The 15225-nt window shown below is 57.7% G+C and carries 13 protein-coding genes and 1 other RNA gene; 8 read left to right on the top strand and 6 right to left on the bottom strand.

What is annotated here, in order from left to right; genetic code table 11:
• Positions 1-73: 73 nt before the first annotated feature.
• Complete coding sequence (gene dnaK / locus F6S08_RS27015) at positions 74-1987, bottom strand: molecular chaperone DnaK (protein ID WP_053137821.1); 1914 nt, start codon at positions 1985-1987, stop codon at positions 74-76.
• Between the two features lie 102 nt (positions 1988-2089).
• Complete coding sequence (gene grpE, locus F6S08_RS27020; protein WP_315872564.1) at positions 2090-2650, bottom strand: nucleotide exchange factor GrpE; 561 nt, start codon at positions 2648-2650, stop codon at positions 2090-2092.
• A gap of 254 nt (positions 2651-2904) precedes the next feature.
• Here grpE and recN point away from each other — a divergent pair, with 254 nt between their 5' ends.
• On the top strand, positions 2905-4578 hold the full coding sequence (recN, locus tag F6S08_RS27025) for a DNA repair protein RecN (RefSeq protein WP_065925315.1): 1674 nt from the start codon (positions 2905-2907) through the stop codon (positions 4576-4578).
• An 85-nt stretch (positions 4579-4663) separates the two neighbouring features.
• Here recN and fur read toward each other — a convergent pair whose 3' ends face one another.
• A complete protein-coding gene (gene fur / locus F6S08_RS27030; protein WP_010562662.1) occupies positions 4664-5068 on the bottom strand; it encodes a ferric iron uptake transcriptional regulator in 405 nt (134 codons plus the stop codon).
• Between the two features lie 98 nt (positions 5069-5166).
• Between fur and F6S08_RS27035 the strand changes: the two genes are divergently transcribed.
• Positions 5167-5694, top strand: a complete 528-nt coding sequence (locus F6S08_RS27035; RefSeq protein WP_027605355.1) for an outer membrane protein assembly factor BamE — start codon at positions 5167-5169, stop codon at positions 5692-5694.
• A gap of 62 nt (positions 5695-5756) precedes the next feature.
• Here the strand turns inward: F6S08_RS27035 and F6S08_RS27040 are convergent, their stop codons facing one another.
• Both F6S08_RS27040 and F6S08_RS27045 read right to left on the bottom strand, forming a co-directional pair.
• On the bottom strand, positions 5757-6059 hold the full coding sequence (locus F6S08_RS27040; RefSeq protein WP_065925317.1) for an RnfH family protein: 303 nt from the start codon (positions 6057-6059) through the stop codon (positions 5757-5759).
• The gene (locus F6S08_RS27045; protein WP_027605353.1) at positions 6052-6486 is read right to left on the bottom strand and encodes a type II toxin-antitoxin system RatA family toxin; all 435 of its coding nucleotides are present in this window, start codon (positions 6484-6486) and stop codon (positions 6052-6054) included. The genes F6S08_RS27040 and F6S08_RS27045 overlap by 8 nt, the downstream gene beginning before the upstream one ends.
• A gap of 168 nt (positions 6487-6654) precedes the next feature.
• Here F6S08_RS27045 and smpB point away from each other — a divergent pair, with 168 nt between their 5' ends.
• Positions 6655-7137 (top strand): SsrA-binding protein SmpB, encoded by a 483-nt coding sequence (gene smpB / locus F6S08_RS27050; RefSeq protein ID WP_003176160.1) that lies wholly within the window; start codon positions 6655-6657, stop codon positions 7135-7137.
• Positions 7138-7172: 35 nt separating this feature from the next.
• Here smpB and F6S08_RS27055 read toward each other — a convergent pair whose 3' ends face one another.
• Positions 7173-7940, bottom strand: coding sequence for an FCD domain-containing protein (locus tag F6S08_RS27055; protein WP_065938286.1), 768 nt, complete (start codon positions 7938-7940; stop codon positions 7173-7175).
• A gap of 261 nt (positions 7941-8201) precedes the next feature.
• Here F6S08_RS27055 and F6S08_RS27060 point away from each other — a divergent pair, with 261 nt between their 5' ends.
• From F6S08_RS27060 to F6S08_RS27080, 5 genes are all read left to right on the top strand, one after another.
• Positions 8202-9896, top strand: a complete 1695-nt coding sequence (locus tag F6S08_RS27060) for a lactate permease LctP family transporter (RefSeq protein ID WP_065947685.1) — start codon at positions 8202-8204, stop codon at positions 9894-9896.
• Between the two features lie 105 nt (positions 9897-10001).
• The gene (locus F6S08_RS27065) at positions 10002-12812 is read left to right on the top strand and encodes an FAD-binding and (Fe-S)-binding domain-containing protein (protein ID WP_315872565.1); all 2811 of its coding nucleotides are present in this window, start codon (positions 10002-10004) and stop codon (positions 12810-12812) included.
• Between the two features lie 137 nt (positions 12813-12949).
• On the top strand, positions 12950-13228 hold the full coding sequence (locus tag F6S08_RS27070; protein WP_315872566.1) for a hypothetical protein: 279 nt from the start codon (positions 12950-12952) through the stop codon (positions 13226-13228).
• Between the two features lie 93 nt (positions 13229-13321).
• Positions 13322-13718: a transfer-messenger RNA gene (gene ssrA / locus F6S08_RS27075) on the top strand.
• 185 nt (positions 13719-13903) lie between these two features.
• A complete protein-coding gene (locus F6S08_RS27080; protein WP_315872567.1) occupies positions 13904-15160 on the top strand; it encodes an integrase domain-containing protein in 1257 nt (418 codons plus the stop codon).
• Positions 15161-15225 lie beyond the last annotated feature (65 nt).

Consider the following 15225-nt stretch of genomic DNA (forward strand, 5'->3'; position numbering starts at 1 on the left):
AACGCGGGAGCAAGCTCCCGCGCGGCGACATCCTACCAGTCACCGCTTGATAGCGGTCAACCGGGCGACCAACTTACTTCTTGTCTGTAACTTCTTCGAACTCGGCATCGACAACATCGTCTTTAGCTTCAGGCTCTGCCTTTTGAGCAGCACCGTCAGCTGGCTGAGCCTGTTCGGCGTACATTTTTTGAGCCACTGGCGCGGAGACTTTCGACAATTCTTCAACCTTGGCTTCAATGGCAGCCTTGTCGTCGCCTTTGACAGCGGCTTCCAGGGCAACTACAGCAGCTTCGATCGCAGCCTTCTCTTCAGCGGTCACTTTCTCGCCAGCATCAGCGATCATTTTGCGTGTCGAGTGAACCAGTGCGTCGCCCTGGTTGCGGGCACCTGCCAGCTCTTCGAACTTCTTGTCAGCTTCAGCATTGGTTTCAGCATCACGGATCATCTGTTGAATTTCTTCATCAGAAAGACCGGAGTTGGCCTTGATGGTGATCTTCTGCTCTTTGCCGGTAGCCTTGTCTTTCGCACCTACGTGCAGAATGCCGTTGGCGTCGATATCGAAGGTCACTTCGATTTGTGGCACGCCACGTGGTGCTGGTGGAATCTCAGCCAGGTCGAACTTGCCCAGGGACTTGTTCTGAGCAGCCTGCTTACGCTCACCTTGCAGCACGTGAATGGTCACAGCACCCTGGTTATCATCAGCCGTCGAGAACACCTGGGATTTCTTGGTAGGAATCGTGGTGTTTTTCTCGATCAGCGCAGTCATCACGCCACCCATGGTTTCGATACCCAGGGTCAGCGGGCTTACGTCCAGCAGCAACACGTCTTTCACGTCACCGGCCAATACCGCGCCCTGGATGGCAGCACCCATGGCGACCGCTTCGTCCGGGTTCACATCTTTACGCGCTTCTTTGCCGAAGAACTCGGTAACCAACTTCTGAACCAGTGGCATACGGGTCTGACCGCCTACCAGGATCACGTCGTTGATCGCACCAACATCAATACCGGAGTCTTTCAGCGCAATGCGGCATGGCTCGATGGTGCGTTGAACCAGGTCTTCGACCAGCGCTTCCAGCTTGGCGCGAGAGATCTTCACGTTCAAGTGCTTAGGACCGGTGGCGTCTGCAGTGATGTACGGCAGGTTAACGTCGGTCGACTGAGCGGAAGACAGCTCGATCTTGGCTTTCTCAGCAGCTTCTTTCAGGCGCTGCATCGCCAGAGGGTCACCCTTGAGGTTCATGCCGCTTTCTTTCTTGAATTCGTCAACGAGGTAGTCGATCAGACGAATGTCAAAGTCCTCACCACCCAGGAAGGTGTCGCCGTTGGTGGCCAACACTTCGAACTGGTGCTCGCCGTCTACTTCAGCGATCTCGATCACGGAAACGTCGAACGTACCGCCACCCAGGTCATAAACGATCACGGTATGATCGCCCTTGGCCTTGTCCATACCGTAAGCCAGAGCAGCTGCGGTCGGTTCGTTGATGATACGTTTTACATCCAGGCCCGCGATGCGGCCGGCGTCTTTGGTCGCCTGGCGCTGGCTGTCGTTGAAATAGGCTGGAACGGTGATCACCGCCTCAGTCACTGTCTCACCCAGGTAATCTTCGGCAGTCTTCTTCATCTTCTTCAAGATTTCAGCCGAGATTTGCGGTGGCGACATTTTCTGGCCATTTACTTCAACCCAGGCGTCACCGTTGTCAGCCTTGGCGATCTTGTAAGGGACCATTTTGATGTCTTTCTGTACGACTTCTTCGTCGAACTTACGACCGATCAGGCGCTTCACCGCGTACAGGGTGTTATGCGGGTTGGTCACAGCCTGGCGCTTGGCCGACTGGCCAACCAGGATTTCACCATCGTTGGCGTAAGCGATGATCGACGGCGTGGTACGCGCGCCTTCGGCGTTTTCGATTACTTTTGCAACGCCGTTTTCCAACACGGAGACGCAGGAGTTGGTGGTCCCCAGGTCAATACCGATAATTTTGCCCATGATTTACTCTCCCGAAACTTGAATTTGGTTGCCGCAGCAGTGGTGGCTAACTGCGGTAGCACTTAAACGCTTGACTTATAAATGGGGGCCTTGCGGCGGATTTCAAGCCTGCTCATCAATAGAAGGTGCAACGGGTGCAGGAGCCTTGCTCACTACCACCATTGCAGGGCGCAACAGGCGACCGTTGAGCTGATAGCCCTTCTGGAACACTTTCAACACACTGTTGGGTTCGAGGTCGTGGCTTTCTTGCATGGCCATGGCCTGGTGAAGCTCAGCGCTGAACGGTTCGCCGCCTTGCGGATCAATGGCTTCCAGCTGATAACGCTTCAGGGTGTCCTGAAACATTTTCAGGGTCAGTTCGATCCCTTCGCGCATCGGGCGGATGTTTTCGTCATCCGGGTTGGACAACTCGAGGCCACGCTCCAGGCTGTCAATAATTGGCAGCAGGTCGCACGCGAACTTTTCCAGCCCGAACTTGTGAGCTTTTTCTACGTCCTGCTCGGCACGGCGGCGGACGTTCTGCAGATCGGCGGCAACACGCAAAGACTGATCCTGCGCAGCGGCCAACTGCTCTTCGAGCACTTGCACACGAGTTGCCAGTTCATCACCGACAGCCGAATTGGCGTCCGGAGTTTGCGTATCCTGCGTCTGTTCGTCAGCCATAGATTTCTCCTTTCAAAATCATGCGCGAACTCAACTCGCGCTTCTGTTCCGGTATATGGGGCCACAATTTCCAGGTTCAAGGGTGCAGGCTCTACCAAAAGTCTTTCGCCTGCCCCAGATCAACTTCGACCCGATCATTCTCCTTTGCACTAAAAAAGCCGGGCGACCGAGCAAATTGAGCTAAGCATCAGGATTGTCAGCCCAGAACAAAACACTGTATAAATAACCAGACCTAAAGCCTGGGAGCGGCCGTCATGCTCGTGCACCTGTCTGTACACAACTACGCCATCGTTGAACATCTGGATCTCGAACTGGATCGCGGGATGAGCGTAATCACAGGCGAAACCGGCGCCGGCAAGTCGATCATGCTCGACGCCCTGGGCCTGACCCTGGGCGACCGCGCCGACAGTGGCGTGGTGCGCCCCGGCGCGGATAAGGCCGACATTCTGGCCACCTTCGACCTCGCGGACATCCCCGAAGCCGAAGCCTGGCTGGTCGAGCGCGACCTTAATAACGACGGTCCGTGCATCCTGCGCCGAGTCATCACCGCCGAGGGCCGCTCGCGCGGCTATATCAATGGAACCCCCTGCCCCCTTGGCGACCTGAAGGCCCTGGGTGAACTGCTGATCGACATCCATAGCCAGCATGAACACCAATCCCTGCTCAAAACCGACACCCACCGCCGCCTGCTTGACGAGTACGCTGGCGCCACCGACCTTGCCCGACAGGTACAACTGGCCGCCCAGCGCTGGCGCCAGACCCGACAGGAGCTGGAGCGACTGTCCAATTCCGGTGACGAGCAACGCGCTCGCCATCAATTGCTCAGCTATCAGCTTGAAGAGCTGGAAAGCCTGGGTCTTGGCGAAACCGAGCTGGAACAACTGGAACAGGAACACAAGAACCTCACCAACGCCGAAACCCTGCTGTCTATCTGCCGCCAGGTAGTGGAGCAATGCAGCGAGAGCGATTCCGGCAATGTGCTCAATGCACTCACCGCCAGCCTCAACCGACTGTCCAGTGTTAACAGCGCCTCAAGCTCACTGAATGAAGCCACCACCCTGCTGACCAGTGCTCAAATCCAGGTAGAAGAAGCCGTCGGCGAACTCAATCGCTTTCTTGACCATTTCGACGCCGACCCGGCGCGGCTGCAGGAAATAGAAGAGCGCCTGGACACCATCTATACGCTGGCGCGCAAACATCGAATCCAGCCCACCGAAGTGGCAACCATGCAGCAGAAGCTGCTGGATGAAATCGAGACCCTGAACGCGAATGACGAATCCATTGAGCGACTGGGCCAAGAGCTCGGCTCTTTTGCCCGCCACTATCAGGAGAAGGCCCGCGAGCTGAGCGATCTGCGCCAACAGGCCGCCACCAGCCTGGCTGGCGCCGTCGAGCAGGAAATTCAGCGCCTGGGCATGCCGGGCGGGCGCTTTACCATCGAGTTGCGCACCAACGCCAGCAATGAACTGCAGCCCTACGGCCTGGAGCAGGTAGAACTACTGGTCAGCGCCAACCCCGGGCAACCGCTCAAGGCACTGGCAAAGGTGGCGTCTGGTGGTGAGCTGTCGCGAATCAGCCTGGCGATCCAAGTGATTACCGCGCAAACCTCACGGGTACCGACACTGGTGTTCGATGAAGTAGACGTAGGTATCGGTGGCCCCACGGCGGAAATTGTGGGTCAGTTACTGCGCCGCCTGGGGGATCGCGGCCAGGTGCTGACCGTTACTCACTTGCCACAAGTGGCGGCTCAAGGACATCAGCACTTGTTTGTGCACAAGGTGAGAGACAGCGAAGCGACACACACAGCGGTATCCAAGCTGAACAAGTCGGAGCGCGTGGAAGAAGTGGCGCGGATGCTCGGAGGGATCGACCTGACCAAAGAATCTTTGGCACACGCGAAGAAAATGGTCGTAGCCGCCAAGGCCTGAGCCGAGCTTTTCCTTCTTATAGAAAGCACGAAGGCGACCCCAGGGTCGCCTTCGATCGTTTCGCAGAGCAATTCTGCGTCGCTTTTTACTTTTTCTTACGGATGTACAACACAAGATTGTGGTCGACCAAATCGAAACCATGCTCCTCAGCAATTTCGTGCTGGAGCTTTTCGATTGCCGGGCTGGTGAACTCGATAACCTCATTGGTATCCAGGTCGACCATGTGGTCGTGATGACCACCGTCAGCCAATTCGAACACTGCATGACCGCCGTCGAAATTATGACGAACCACCAGCCCTGCGGCTTCAAACTGGGTCAGTACACGGTAAACCGTGGCCAGGCCGACGTCCTCGTTAGACTCCATCAGCGCCTTGTAAACATCCTCGGCACTCATGTGGCGCTGCTCAGCAGAATCGAGCATTTGTAGAATCTTGACTCGTGGCAGAGTCACTTTAAGACCGGCTTTGCGTAGTTCGCTATTTTCAACCATGGTTAGCTTTCTCGCGGATGCTGCTTCGCAGCTTCTCTTAATACGGGTATGATCGGCGTTTACGTTGTCCCAGCCAAGATAGTGGAAGTCGCCCACCGATGCAAAACACCAAGCTCTTGCTAACCAGTTTCACCTTTGTGGGACTGCTCGCACTCGCCGGTTGTTCATTCCCCGGGGTTTACAAAATCGACATCCAGCAGGGCAATGTCGTCACGCAGGACATGATAGACCAGTTACGCCCGGGAATGACCCGACGGCAAGTACGGTTTATTATGGGCAACCCCCTGCTGACCGACACTTTCCACGCCGATCGCTGGGATTATCTCTACAGCCTGCAGCCTGGTGGCGGTGAACGCCAACAGGAGCGTGTCAGCGTCATTTTCAATGGCAATGACCAGCTTGTCAGCCTGTCGGGTGACTTCATGCCAGGCGTAAGCCGTGATCAAGCGCTGCTCGGCAACGATAACGGCACAAACGTGACTGCCCCTGTGCAGGAAAGCGAGAAGCCGAAGTCCGAAGTACCAGCCAAGCCAGGCTCCTTGCTCGACAAGATCCAGAAAGACGTCGACGGGGTCGAAACGGTCCCTGTCCCGACGCCTCAGCCTCTGGACACCAGCCCGCAGTAACATTGCGGCGCATATAAAAAGCCCGGCATGCCGGGCTTTTTGTTGCCTGTCATTCAACCAGCTTATGGATGCTGCCGCTTCGCCAACGCCGCCCTGGCGGCACGCAGCCTGCGCACTTCTTTAGGGTCCACAAGCAAGGGCCGATAGATTTCAATGCGATCGCCCGATTGCACGGGGCGCACCTCAGCATCCGTGACGACCTTACCGAATACCCCCAAGGGGCAAGCAGCCAGATCCAGTTCAGGAAACTGCATAGCCATCCCTGACAACTGCACTGCTGCACGCAGACTGGTTCCCGAAGCCACCGTCAGCGCCAGCAGAACCTGGCGATCCTCGGCGGCATAAACCACCTCGATCTCAACCATGCAATTGCTTGGCTCGCTGGCAGAATGCATCCACCAGGGTATTGGCCGCCTGATTGAACAACGGCCCCAATGTCGCCCGCACAATCGGCCCAGCGTAATCAAACGACAAATCCAGGCTGATCTTGCAGGCCTTGTCGGTAAGCGCCTTGAAAACCCATACACCATGTAGCTGGGTAAACGGCCCTTCCTGCAAATTCATTTCAATGGACTTGCCCGGCACCAGCGCATTCCGCGTAACAAAGTGCTGACTGAGCCCGCCTTTCGCCACCCCAACACTGGCAACCATATGTTCATCACTGCTTTCCAGCACCTCGGCAGTTGAGCACCAAGGCAGGAATTCCGGGTAACGCGCCACGTCGTTGACCAGGTCATAGAGCGCCTGCGCCGGATAGGGCAGCAGGGCCGAACGTTGAATATGCGTCGTCATGTGTGCGTGATTTCCACAGCTGAGCGGCAAACATCGCGAAACAACAGTCCGATCCGCGAAAGAAAAAAACCAAAGAACTGCCGGTATTGTCCGGGATTCGACCAACACGCTCAAGCACGCAGGTTGACCGTAGCCGACACGCTCGCAACTCCCTATAATGCCGCCCCTATGGCTAAACAAAAGAAACACCCCACAGGGACCATCGCGCAAAATAAAAAAGCGCGACACGATTACTTCATCGAACATCGGTTCGAGGCTGGTCTGGTCCTGGCCGGCTGGGAAGTAAAGAGTCTGCGTGCCAGCAAGTTGCAACTGGTCGACAGCTACGTATTGCTCAAGGATGGCGAGGCATGGCTGCTCGGCAGTCATATCACCCCGCTGACAACCGCGAGCACCCACGTGATTGCCGACCCGGTGCGCACGCGCAAACTATTGCTCAATGCCCGCGAACTGGAAAAGCTCGCCGCAGCCGTACAGCAGAAAGGCTATGCCTGTATCTGCCTGTCCTGGTATTGGAGCAAGCACCTGGTCAAGTGCGAGATCGCACTGGGCAAGGGCAAGAAGGAATACGATAAGCGTGATACTGAGCGCGAACGCGATTCCAACCGCGAACTGCATCGCGCGGTGCGCAACAAGGGCAAGGAAGAATAATCCTTGTAACGATGTAGCCTCGGGACTTCCCCCGGCTACATCCCCTTGCGCCGCTCCGCCCGCGCCACGCGCTGAACCTCCTGACGTACTTCCTCCAACACTTCCTGCACGTACTCCAGGTGACGTGTCGAGACTTCTCGCGCCTGCTCGGCCCGGCCCTCGATAATCGCCAGGTACAGTTCCCGGTGCTGACTGATCAGCATGTCGCGCGTCTCCGTACGTTGCTGATACATGCCGCCAATATTGGTCACCACGTTACGCTTGAGCAGGTCGAACAAACCGCGAATGGTGTGCAGCAACACCGCGTTATGGCTGGCCTCCGCAATGGCCAGGTGGAACTGTGCATCCGCAGCCCCCTCCTCGACCCGACTCACTTCATCAACGCGGGCATAGCAATCCTGCAACGCCTCGAATGCAGCGGTCAGCCGCTCACGGTCGACCTCAGTAGCTCGCAATGCTGCGTAATAAGCACAGGACGCTTCAAGGGTCTGACGAAACTCCAGCAGGTCACGCTGGGCCTCGGGATTGTTTTCCAACAGGTGCAGCAACGGATCGCTGAATGTCGAGCCCAGTGACTCGGCAACATAATTGCCCCCACCCTGACGGCTCACCAACAAGCCCTTGGCCGCCAGCTTCTGAATCGCCTCCCTCAACGAAGGACGCGACACACCAAACTGTTCAGCCAAAGCGCGCTCGGCCGGCAAGCGCTCACCCGACTTCAAAGTGCCCTCAAGGATCATCCCCTCAAGCTGCTCGACTATATCGTCAGACAAACGGCGCTGACGCACCTGATCAAACCCCATAACTCACTCCCCACCATCCCGACCACTCGCCGGGGCCTCTATTCTGGCCTATCGCCGCCCTTCCAGCACCTATCAGAACCGCTTCGATTCACCCGATCAAACCACCTCGCCTGCCGGGCTACGACCAAAGTTTCGCGAGCGACAAATTGACACATCCCGCGAAGACTTTTAACCTAGCCTCCAGCGATTGTAAATTGGTATTACCAATTATCCAAGTCGACTATGAAGTGCCTGACCAACAACAATTAGGGGCCACCCCATATGCAAACCTGGCAACAGCTCTACAGCCCGCTCGGCAGCCTCGGCCTGTCCGCACTGGCCGCCGTTATTCCGATCGTGTTTTTCTTCCTGGCTCTGGCCGTGTTTCGCCTCAAAGGCCACGTGGCCGGCAGCATCACGCTGGCGTTGTCGATACTGGTAGCGATCTTTGCCTTCCACATGCCAGTGGACATGGCGCTGGCCGCCGCTGGCTACGGTTTTGCCTATGGCCTGTGGCCTATTGCCTGGATCATTGTCGCGGCGGTGTTTCTCTACAAACTCACCGTCAAGAGCGGCCAGTTCGAGATCATCCGCAGCTCTGTCCTGTCGATCACCGATGACCAGCGCCTGCAGGTGCTGTTGATCGGCTTCTGCTTCGGCGCATTCCTGGAAGGTGCTGCCGGTTTCGGCGCCCCCGTGGCGATTACCGCCGCACTGCTGGTAGGCCTGGGCTTCAACCCGCTGTACGCGGCCGGCCTGTGCCTGATTGCCAACACCGCACCCGTCGCCTTTGGCGCCTTGGGAATTCCGATCATCGTTGCCGGGCAAGTGACCGGAATCGATGCATTCAAGATCGGCGCCATGACTGGCCGCCAACTGCCGCTGCTGTCGCTGTTCGTGCCGTTCTGGCTGGTCTTCATGATGGACGGCCTGCGCGGCGTTCGCGAAACCTGGCCAGCTGCGCTGGTCGCGGGCCTGAGCTTTGCCATCACCCAATACTTCACGTCCAACTTCATCGGCCCGGAACTGCCGGATATCACCTCGGCCCTGGCCAGCCTGATCTCTCTGACCCTGTTCCTGAAAGTATGGCAACCCAAACGCACTGCGGGCGCGCAGATTGCCGGTGCCACTTCCGACGCAGCGATTACCGCCAGCGCCGGCGGCTTCGGCCTGCCGCGCAGCACCGTCGCCTCACCTTACAGCCTGGGGCAGATCTTCAAGGCGTGGTCACCGTTCCTGATCCTCACCGTGCTGGTCACCATCTGGACCCTCAAACCGTTCAAGGCGATGTTCGCCGCAGGCGGCTCGATGTACAGCTGGGTATTCAACTTCGCGATCCCGCACCTGGATCAAATGGTGATCAAGGTTGCACCCATCGTGACCAACCCGACTGCGATCCCAGCGATATTCAAGCTGGACCCGATTTCAGCGACCGGTACCGCTATTTTCTTCTCGGCACTGATCTCGATGCTGGTCCTGAAGATCAATATCAAGATTGGTCTTACCACTTTAAAAGAGACCTTCTACGAGTTGCGGTGGCCGATCCTGTCTATCGGCATGGTGCTGGCATTCGCCTTTGTCACCAATTACTCCGGCATGTCTTCGACCATGGCGCTGGTATTGGCTGGCACTGGTGCAGCCTTCCCGTTCTTCTCGCCGTTCCTAGGCTGGCTGGGGGTTTTCCTGACAGGCTCCGACACATCGTCCAACGCCCTGTTCAGCTCGTTGCAAGCCACCACGGCGCACCAGATCGGCGTCAACGACACGCTTCTGGTCGCTGCAAACACCAGCGGCGGCGTGACCGGCAAAATGATTTCGCCGCAATCGATCGCCGTGGCTTGCGCCGCTACCGGACTGGTGGGTAAAGAATCCGACCTGTTCCGCTTCACCCTCAAGCACAGCCTGTTCTTCGCCACGATCGTCGGGCTGATCACCCTGGCCCAGGCTTACTGGTTTACCGGCATGCTGGTGCACTAAAGCCGTAGCAATAGGGTCATAACCGACGCCGGGCTATAACTTCGGCGTCGGCTTTGCGCAATCGTGTCAATACGGCGCCCAGGGGGTGCTGATCCTGGAGGACCAATGAGTCTGCCTGCCGCTTTCCTTGCTGACGTCGCACAGCTGATCCCACAAGACCGACGTTTCGACGATCCACTTTCCACCCTCGCATTCGGCACCGACGCCAGCTTTTACCGATTGGTCCCACAACTGGTGATCCGCGTCGAATCGGAAGACGAAGTGGTGGCGCTGCTGCAACTGGCCCAGCGTGAACGTGTGCCGGTAACCTTCCGCGCAGCCGGCACCAGCCTGTCCGGGCAAGCGATAAGCGACTCGGTACTGATCGTGCTGGGGGACAATTGGAACGGCCGTGAGATTCGCGGGCAAGGCACTCAGATCCGCCTGCAACCCGGCGTGATCGGCGCACAGGCCAACGCCTGGCTGGCGCCATTCGGGCGCAAGATCGGCCCAGACCCGGCGTCGATCAATGCCTGCAAGATCGGCGGAATCGTCGCCAACAACGCCAGTGGCATGTGCTGCGGTACGGCGCAGAACACGTACCACACCCTGGCCGGAATTCGTCTGGTCCTGGCCGATGGCAGCCGCCTCGATACAGAAGACGCAAGCAGCGTTACGGCGTTTCGTGAACAGCACGGCGCACTGCTCGAGCGCCTGGCCACACTCGGCCGTGAAACGCGGGCAAACGCGGAATTGGCAGCAAAAATCCGCCACAAATACCGTCTGAAAAATACCACCGGCCTGTCACTCAACGCCCTGGTGGATTTTGATGAACCGCTGGATATCCTCAGCCATTTGTTGGTGGGCTCCGAGGGTACCCTCGGTTTTATCAGCGCAGTCACCTACGACACCGTGATCGACCACCCGAACAAGGCGTCGGCGTTGATCGTGTTTCCGGATGTGGAGACCTGCTGCAACGCAGTCACCATCCTGAAAACCCAACCGGTGTCGGCTGTCGAGTTGCTGGACCGACGCAGCATGCGCTCGGTGCAGAACAAACCGGGCATGCCCGCATTCGTACAGCACTTGTCAGAAAGTGCCTGCGCCCTGCTGATTGAATCCCGCGCCGCATCGCCGTCATTGCTGCACGAACAATTGGCGCTGATCATGGCGTCGCTGGCCGGTTTCCCGGTGGAGAAACAGGTCGACTTCACCGAAGACCCGGTGGAAAACGCCCGCCTTTGGGCCATCCGCAAGGACACCTTCCCTGCCGTAGGTGCTGTACGCAAAACCGGCACCACGGTGATCATCGAAGACGTCACCTTCCCGGTCGAGCAACTGGCCATTGGCGTGAACCGCTTGATCGAACTGTTCGACAAACATCACTACGACGAAGCCATCCTTTTCGGACATGCCCTGGAAGGCAATCTGCACTTTGTGTTCACCCAAGGCTTCAACAGCGCGGATGAAGTCACACGCTATCAAGCGTTCATGGATGACGTCGCGCAATTGGTGGCCGTGGAGTTCGGCGGTTCGCTGAAAGCCGAACACGGCACCGGCCGCAATATGGCACCGTTCGTGGAGCTGGAATGGGGCAGCGACGCCTATCAATTGATGTGGCAACTCAAACGCCTGCTCGACCCCAACGGCATTCTCAATCCTGATGTGGTGCTCAGCGAAGATCCGCAGATTCACCTCAAGCACCTCAAGCCGCTGCCTGCGGCCGACGAGCTTGTGGATAAGTGCATTGAGTGCGGTTTCTGTGAACCGGTATGCCCATCGAAGGGCCTGACGTTGAGCCCGCGCCAGCGCATCGTGATCTGGCGAGATATACAGGCGAAAAAACGCGCCGGCGTCGACACCACCGAATTGGAAGCGGCCTACCACTACCAGGGCATCGACACGTGCGCCGCCACCGGCCTATGCGCCCAGCGCTGCCCGGTAGGAATCAATACCGGCGACCTGGTGAAAAAACTGCGAAGCCGTGACGCCGACCGTACGAAAACCGCCGAATGGCTGGCCACCCATTTCGCCACGGCACTGCAAGGTGCGCGCTTTACCCTGCATGTAGCCAATGGTGCACGCATGCTGCTGGGAGCGCCTCGCCTGGCGAAGCTGTCGGCCACCATGACCAAGTTGTCCAAGGGACAGATTCCGCAGTGGACCAACGCCATGCCACAACCGGAAAAAGCCATTCGTTTCAGCCCGGCGGTGACGGATGAGCGGCCACGGGTGGTCTACCTGGCGGCCTGCGTCTCACGCGCCATGGGCCCGGCGGCCGGTGATAAAGAGCAGATGTCTTTGTACGAAAAAACCCAGGGCCTGCTGGAAAAAGCCGGTTACCAGGTCGTGTTTCCCGACAACCAGGACAACCTGTGCTGCGGCCAGCCTTTCGCTTCCAAAGGCTACGCCGAACAGGCAGAACACAAACGCCAGGAACTGATCGGCGCCCTGCTCCATGCCAGCCGCGGCGGCCTGGACCCGATCTATTGCGACACCAGCCCCTGCACCCTGCGCCTGGTGCAAGACCTCGGCGAAACGCGCCTGGACCTTTACGACCCCGTACGTTTCATCCGCACGCACCTGATGGACCGTCTCGATTTCACCCCCCAGGAAGCGCCGATCGCCGTACACGTCACCTGCAGCACCCAACACCTGGGAGAAAGCCAGGCCCTGATCGACCTCGCCCGCCGCTGTGCCAAAACCGTGGTGATCCCGGAAGGCATTCACTGCTGCGGGTTTGCCGGCGACAAAGGTTTCACCACGCCGGAACTCAACGCCCACTCGCTGCGCTCCCTCAAGGATGCAGTGCAGTATTGCAGTGAAGGCATCTCCACCAGCCGCACCTGCGAGATCGGCCTGAGCCAGCATGGCGGCATCGACTATCACGGATTGGTGTACCTCGTGGATCGCGTGACCCAGGCCCGCGCCCATTAATCCCGCAAAAAAACAGAACCCCTGCGCGCTGGCGTAGTCATCTGCATAGGCCTCGACGCACGAGGCCCATCAGTGATGTCGCTGGCAGCCCATGAACGCCAGCAGCGTCGAGCCTTTTTTGCGCAAGGAGATACCCTATGAAGCGTTCCGCTCTTGCTGGCTTGTTCATTACCGCTGCGATGTTGGCCTCCCCTGCTTTCGCTGCTGGCGAGCCCGACCTGTGCAAGATCAACCTGGACAAAATCAACAACGGTAAAGCGCTGCTCGCCACCGACACCAGTAGCAAAAGCGGCGAAATCGACACAGCCGTCTCCCAGGCCAAGGCTGCCCACGCCGCCGGTGACGACAAGAAGTGCATCGAAATCACCTCCAAGGCCCTGCAAGACCTGCAGAACCTGGACAAAGGCGGTCAATAAGCGCAGGGCCAACCTTCGGGTTGGCCTTCCGTGACCGTTTGGCGTACACTGCACAGGCTTGTCACTCACTATGAAACAACGAGTTACAAGCACGGGGCCGTTTAGGATTCGACGCCGGTCGCGAAACTTTAGGTGCATGCCGAGTTGGTAACAGAACTCGTAAATCCACTGTTGCAACTACTTATAGTTGCCAATGACGAAAACTACGGCCAGGAATTCGCTATCGCTGCGTAAGCAGCCTTAGACCTGAGCTTCTGGTACCTTCGGGTCCAGCAATCACCAGGGGATGTCTGTAAACCCAAAGTGATTGTCATATAGAACAGAATCGCCGTGCAGTACGTTGTGGACGAAGCGGCTAAAACTTACACAACTCGCCCAAAGCACCCTGCCCTTCGGGTCGCTGAGGGTTAACTTAATAGAAACGGCTACGCATGTAGTACCGACAGCGGAGTACTGGCGGACGGGGGTTCAAATCCCCCCGGCTCCACCACTTCATCATCTAAAGACGTCCACGGACGTCTTTTTTTGTGCCTGAAATCCAGTAAATACGGGGGTTTCAGGGCTATCGGGAGCTTTGAACGTTTTCTGAGTTCCAGGCGCTTTGGTATCCCAGGTGGTATCCCGGGCTACCAGGTGCTATTTTCAGGATACCAAAACGGTGCTGGAGGTAGCCCCATGCCTACTAACGCAACTCGCCTCTCCGATCGCCAGCTCAAGGCAGTCAAGGCAACTGGTAAAGACTTCGTCCTCAGCGACGGCGATGGCTTGCAACTTCGAGTACGCGCCAGCGGTTCGATGATGTGGAATTTCAATTACCGCGAGCCGTTAACCAGAAGCCGTATCAATATGGCGCTCGGCCCGTACCCACACCTCTCGTTAGCCAACGCCCGCAAGAAAGCCGTAGAGGCACGTGAGTTGCTCGCTCTGGGAATTGATCCCAAAACCCAACGCGATGAGATACGGCAAGCCAAGCTCGCTGAAACTGAACACACGTTCGAGAAGGTGGCCAAGGCCTGGTTCGAGCTGAAGAAAGACTCCGTAACCAAAGCCTACGCCGAAGACATTTGGAGATCGCTGACGCTTCATGTTTTCCCAAGCATGAAAACAACGCCGCTCTCTCAAATCACTGCTCCGATGGTTATCAAGATCCTTCGTCCAATCGAGGCCAAAGGGAGCCTCGAAACCGTGAAACGATTGAGCCAACGACTCAACGAGATCATGACCTACGGGGTCAACTCCGGGCTGATATTCGCGAACCCCCTCAATGGAATTCGGGCGGTGTTCAAGAAACCCAAGAAAGAGAACATGGCTGCGCTACCACCTGAGGAGCTTCCCGAGCTCATGATGGAAATCGCGAACGCCAGCATCAAGCGCACGACCCGCTGCCTAATCGAATGGCAACTGCACACGATGACCCGCCCTGCCGAAGCAGCCACCACACGATGGGCAGATATCGACTTCGACAAGCGCATATGGACCATTCCGCCAGAGCGCATGAAAAAGCGTCGGCCGCACACAATCCCTCTTACCGATCAGGCACTTTCGTTACTGGAGACGCTCAAGCAACTCAGCGGTAACAGAGAGTACGTGTTCCCCTCTGATAGAAATCCCCGCACCCATGCCAATAGCCAGACCGCCAACATGGCGTTGAAGCGCATGGGCTTTCAGGACCGTCTAGTCAGCCACGGCTTGCGCTCGATGGCCAGCACCATCCTGAATGAGCATGGCTGGGATCCGGAGCTGATCGAGGTCGCACTGGCGCATGTCGACAAGGACGAAGTTCGTAGCGCCTACAACCGGACGGATTACATCGAACGCCGGCGTCCGATGATGGCTTGGTGGAGTGAACATATCCAGAAGGCGGCCACCGGCAGCCTGTCGGCATCGGCCATCAATCAAACTAGAGATCGCAACGTCGTACCGATTCGCTGAATATCCAAAAGGGGTGCGCCACCGGCTACGATCCGTGTCGTGTAGTAGGGCGAGAGGAGTGACGA

This window comes from Pseudomonas sp. JV449 (genome assembly GCF_032424295.1).
Classification (GTDB): domain Bacteria; phylum Pseudomonadota; class Gammaproteobacteria; order Pseudomonadales; family Pseudomonadaceae; genus Aquipseudomonas; species Aquipseudomonas marginalis.

Bases quoted from the DNA above. Each gene is read 5' to 3' on its own strand.
- dnaK (WP_053137821.1), bottom strand. From the start codon at position 1,987: ATGGGCAAAATTATCGGTATTGACCTGGGGACCACCAACTCCTGCGTC.
- grpE (WP_315872564.1), bottom strand. From the start codon at position 2,650: ATGGCTGACGAACAGACGCAGGATACGCAAACTCCGGACGCCAATTCG.
- recN (WP_065925315.1), top strand. From the start codon at position 2,905: ATGCTCGTGCACCTGTCTGTACACAACTACGCCATCGTTGAACATCTG.
- fur (WP_010562662.1), bottom strand. From the start codon at position 5,068: ATGGTTGAAAATAGCGAACTACGCAAAGCCGGTCTTAAAGTGACTCTG.
- F6S08_RS27035 (WP_027605355.1), top strand. From the start codon at position 5,167: ATGCAAAACACCAAGCTCTTGCTAACCAGTTTCACCTTTGTGGGACTG.
- F6S08_RS27040 (WP_065925317.1), bottom strand. From the start codon at position 6,059: ATGGTTGAGATCGAGGTGGTTTATGCCGCCGAGGATCGCCAGGTTCTG.
- F6S08_RS27045 (WP_027605353.1), bottom strand. From the start codon at position 6,486: ATGACGACGCATATTCAACGTTCGGCCCTGCTGCCCTATCCGGCGCAG.
- smpB (WP_003176160.1), top strand. From the start codon at position 6,655: ATGGCTAAACAAAAGAAACACCCCACAGGGACCATCGCGCAAAATAAA.
- F6S08_RS27055 (WP_065938286.1), bottom strand. From the start codon at position 7,940: ATGGGGTTTGATCAGGTGCGTCAGCGCCGTTTGTCTGACGATATAGTC.
- F6S08_RS27060 (WP_065947685.1), top strand. From the start codon at position 8,202: ATGCAAACCTGGCAACAGCTCTACAGCCCGCTCGGCAGCCTCGGCCTG.
- F6S08_RS27065 (WP_315872565.1), top strand. From the start codon at position 10,002: ATGAGTCTGCCTGCCGCTTTCCTTGCTGACGTCGCACAGCTGATCCCA.
- F6S08_RS27070 (WP_315872566.1), top strand. From the start codon at position 12,950: ATGAAGCGTTCCGCTCTTGCTGGCTTGTTCATTACCGCTGCGATGTTG.
- F6S08_RS27080 (WP_315872567.1), top strand. From the start codon at position 13,904: ATGCCTACTAACGCAACTCGCCTCTCCGATCGCCAGCTCAAGGCAGTC.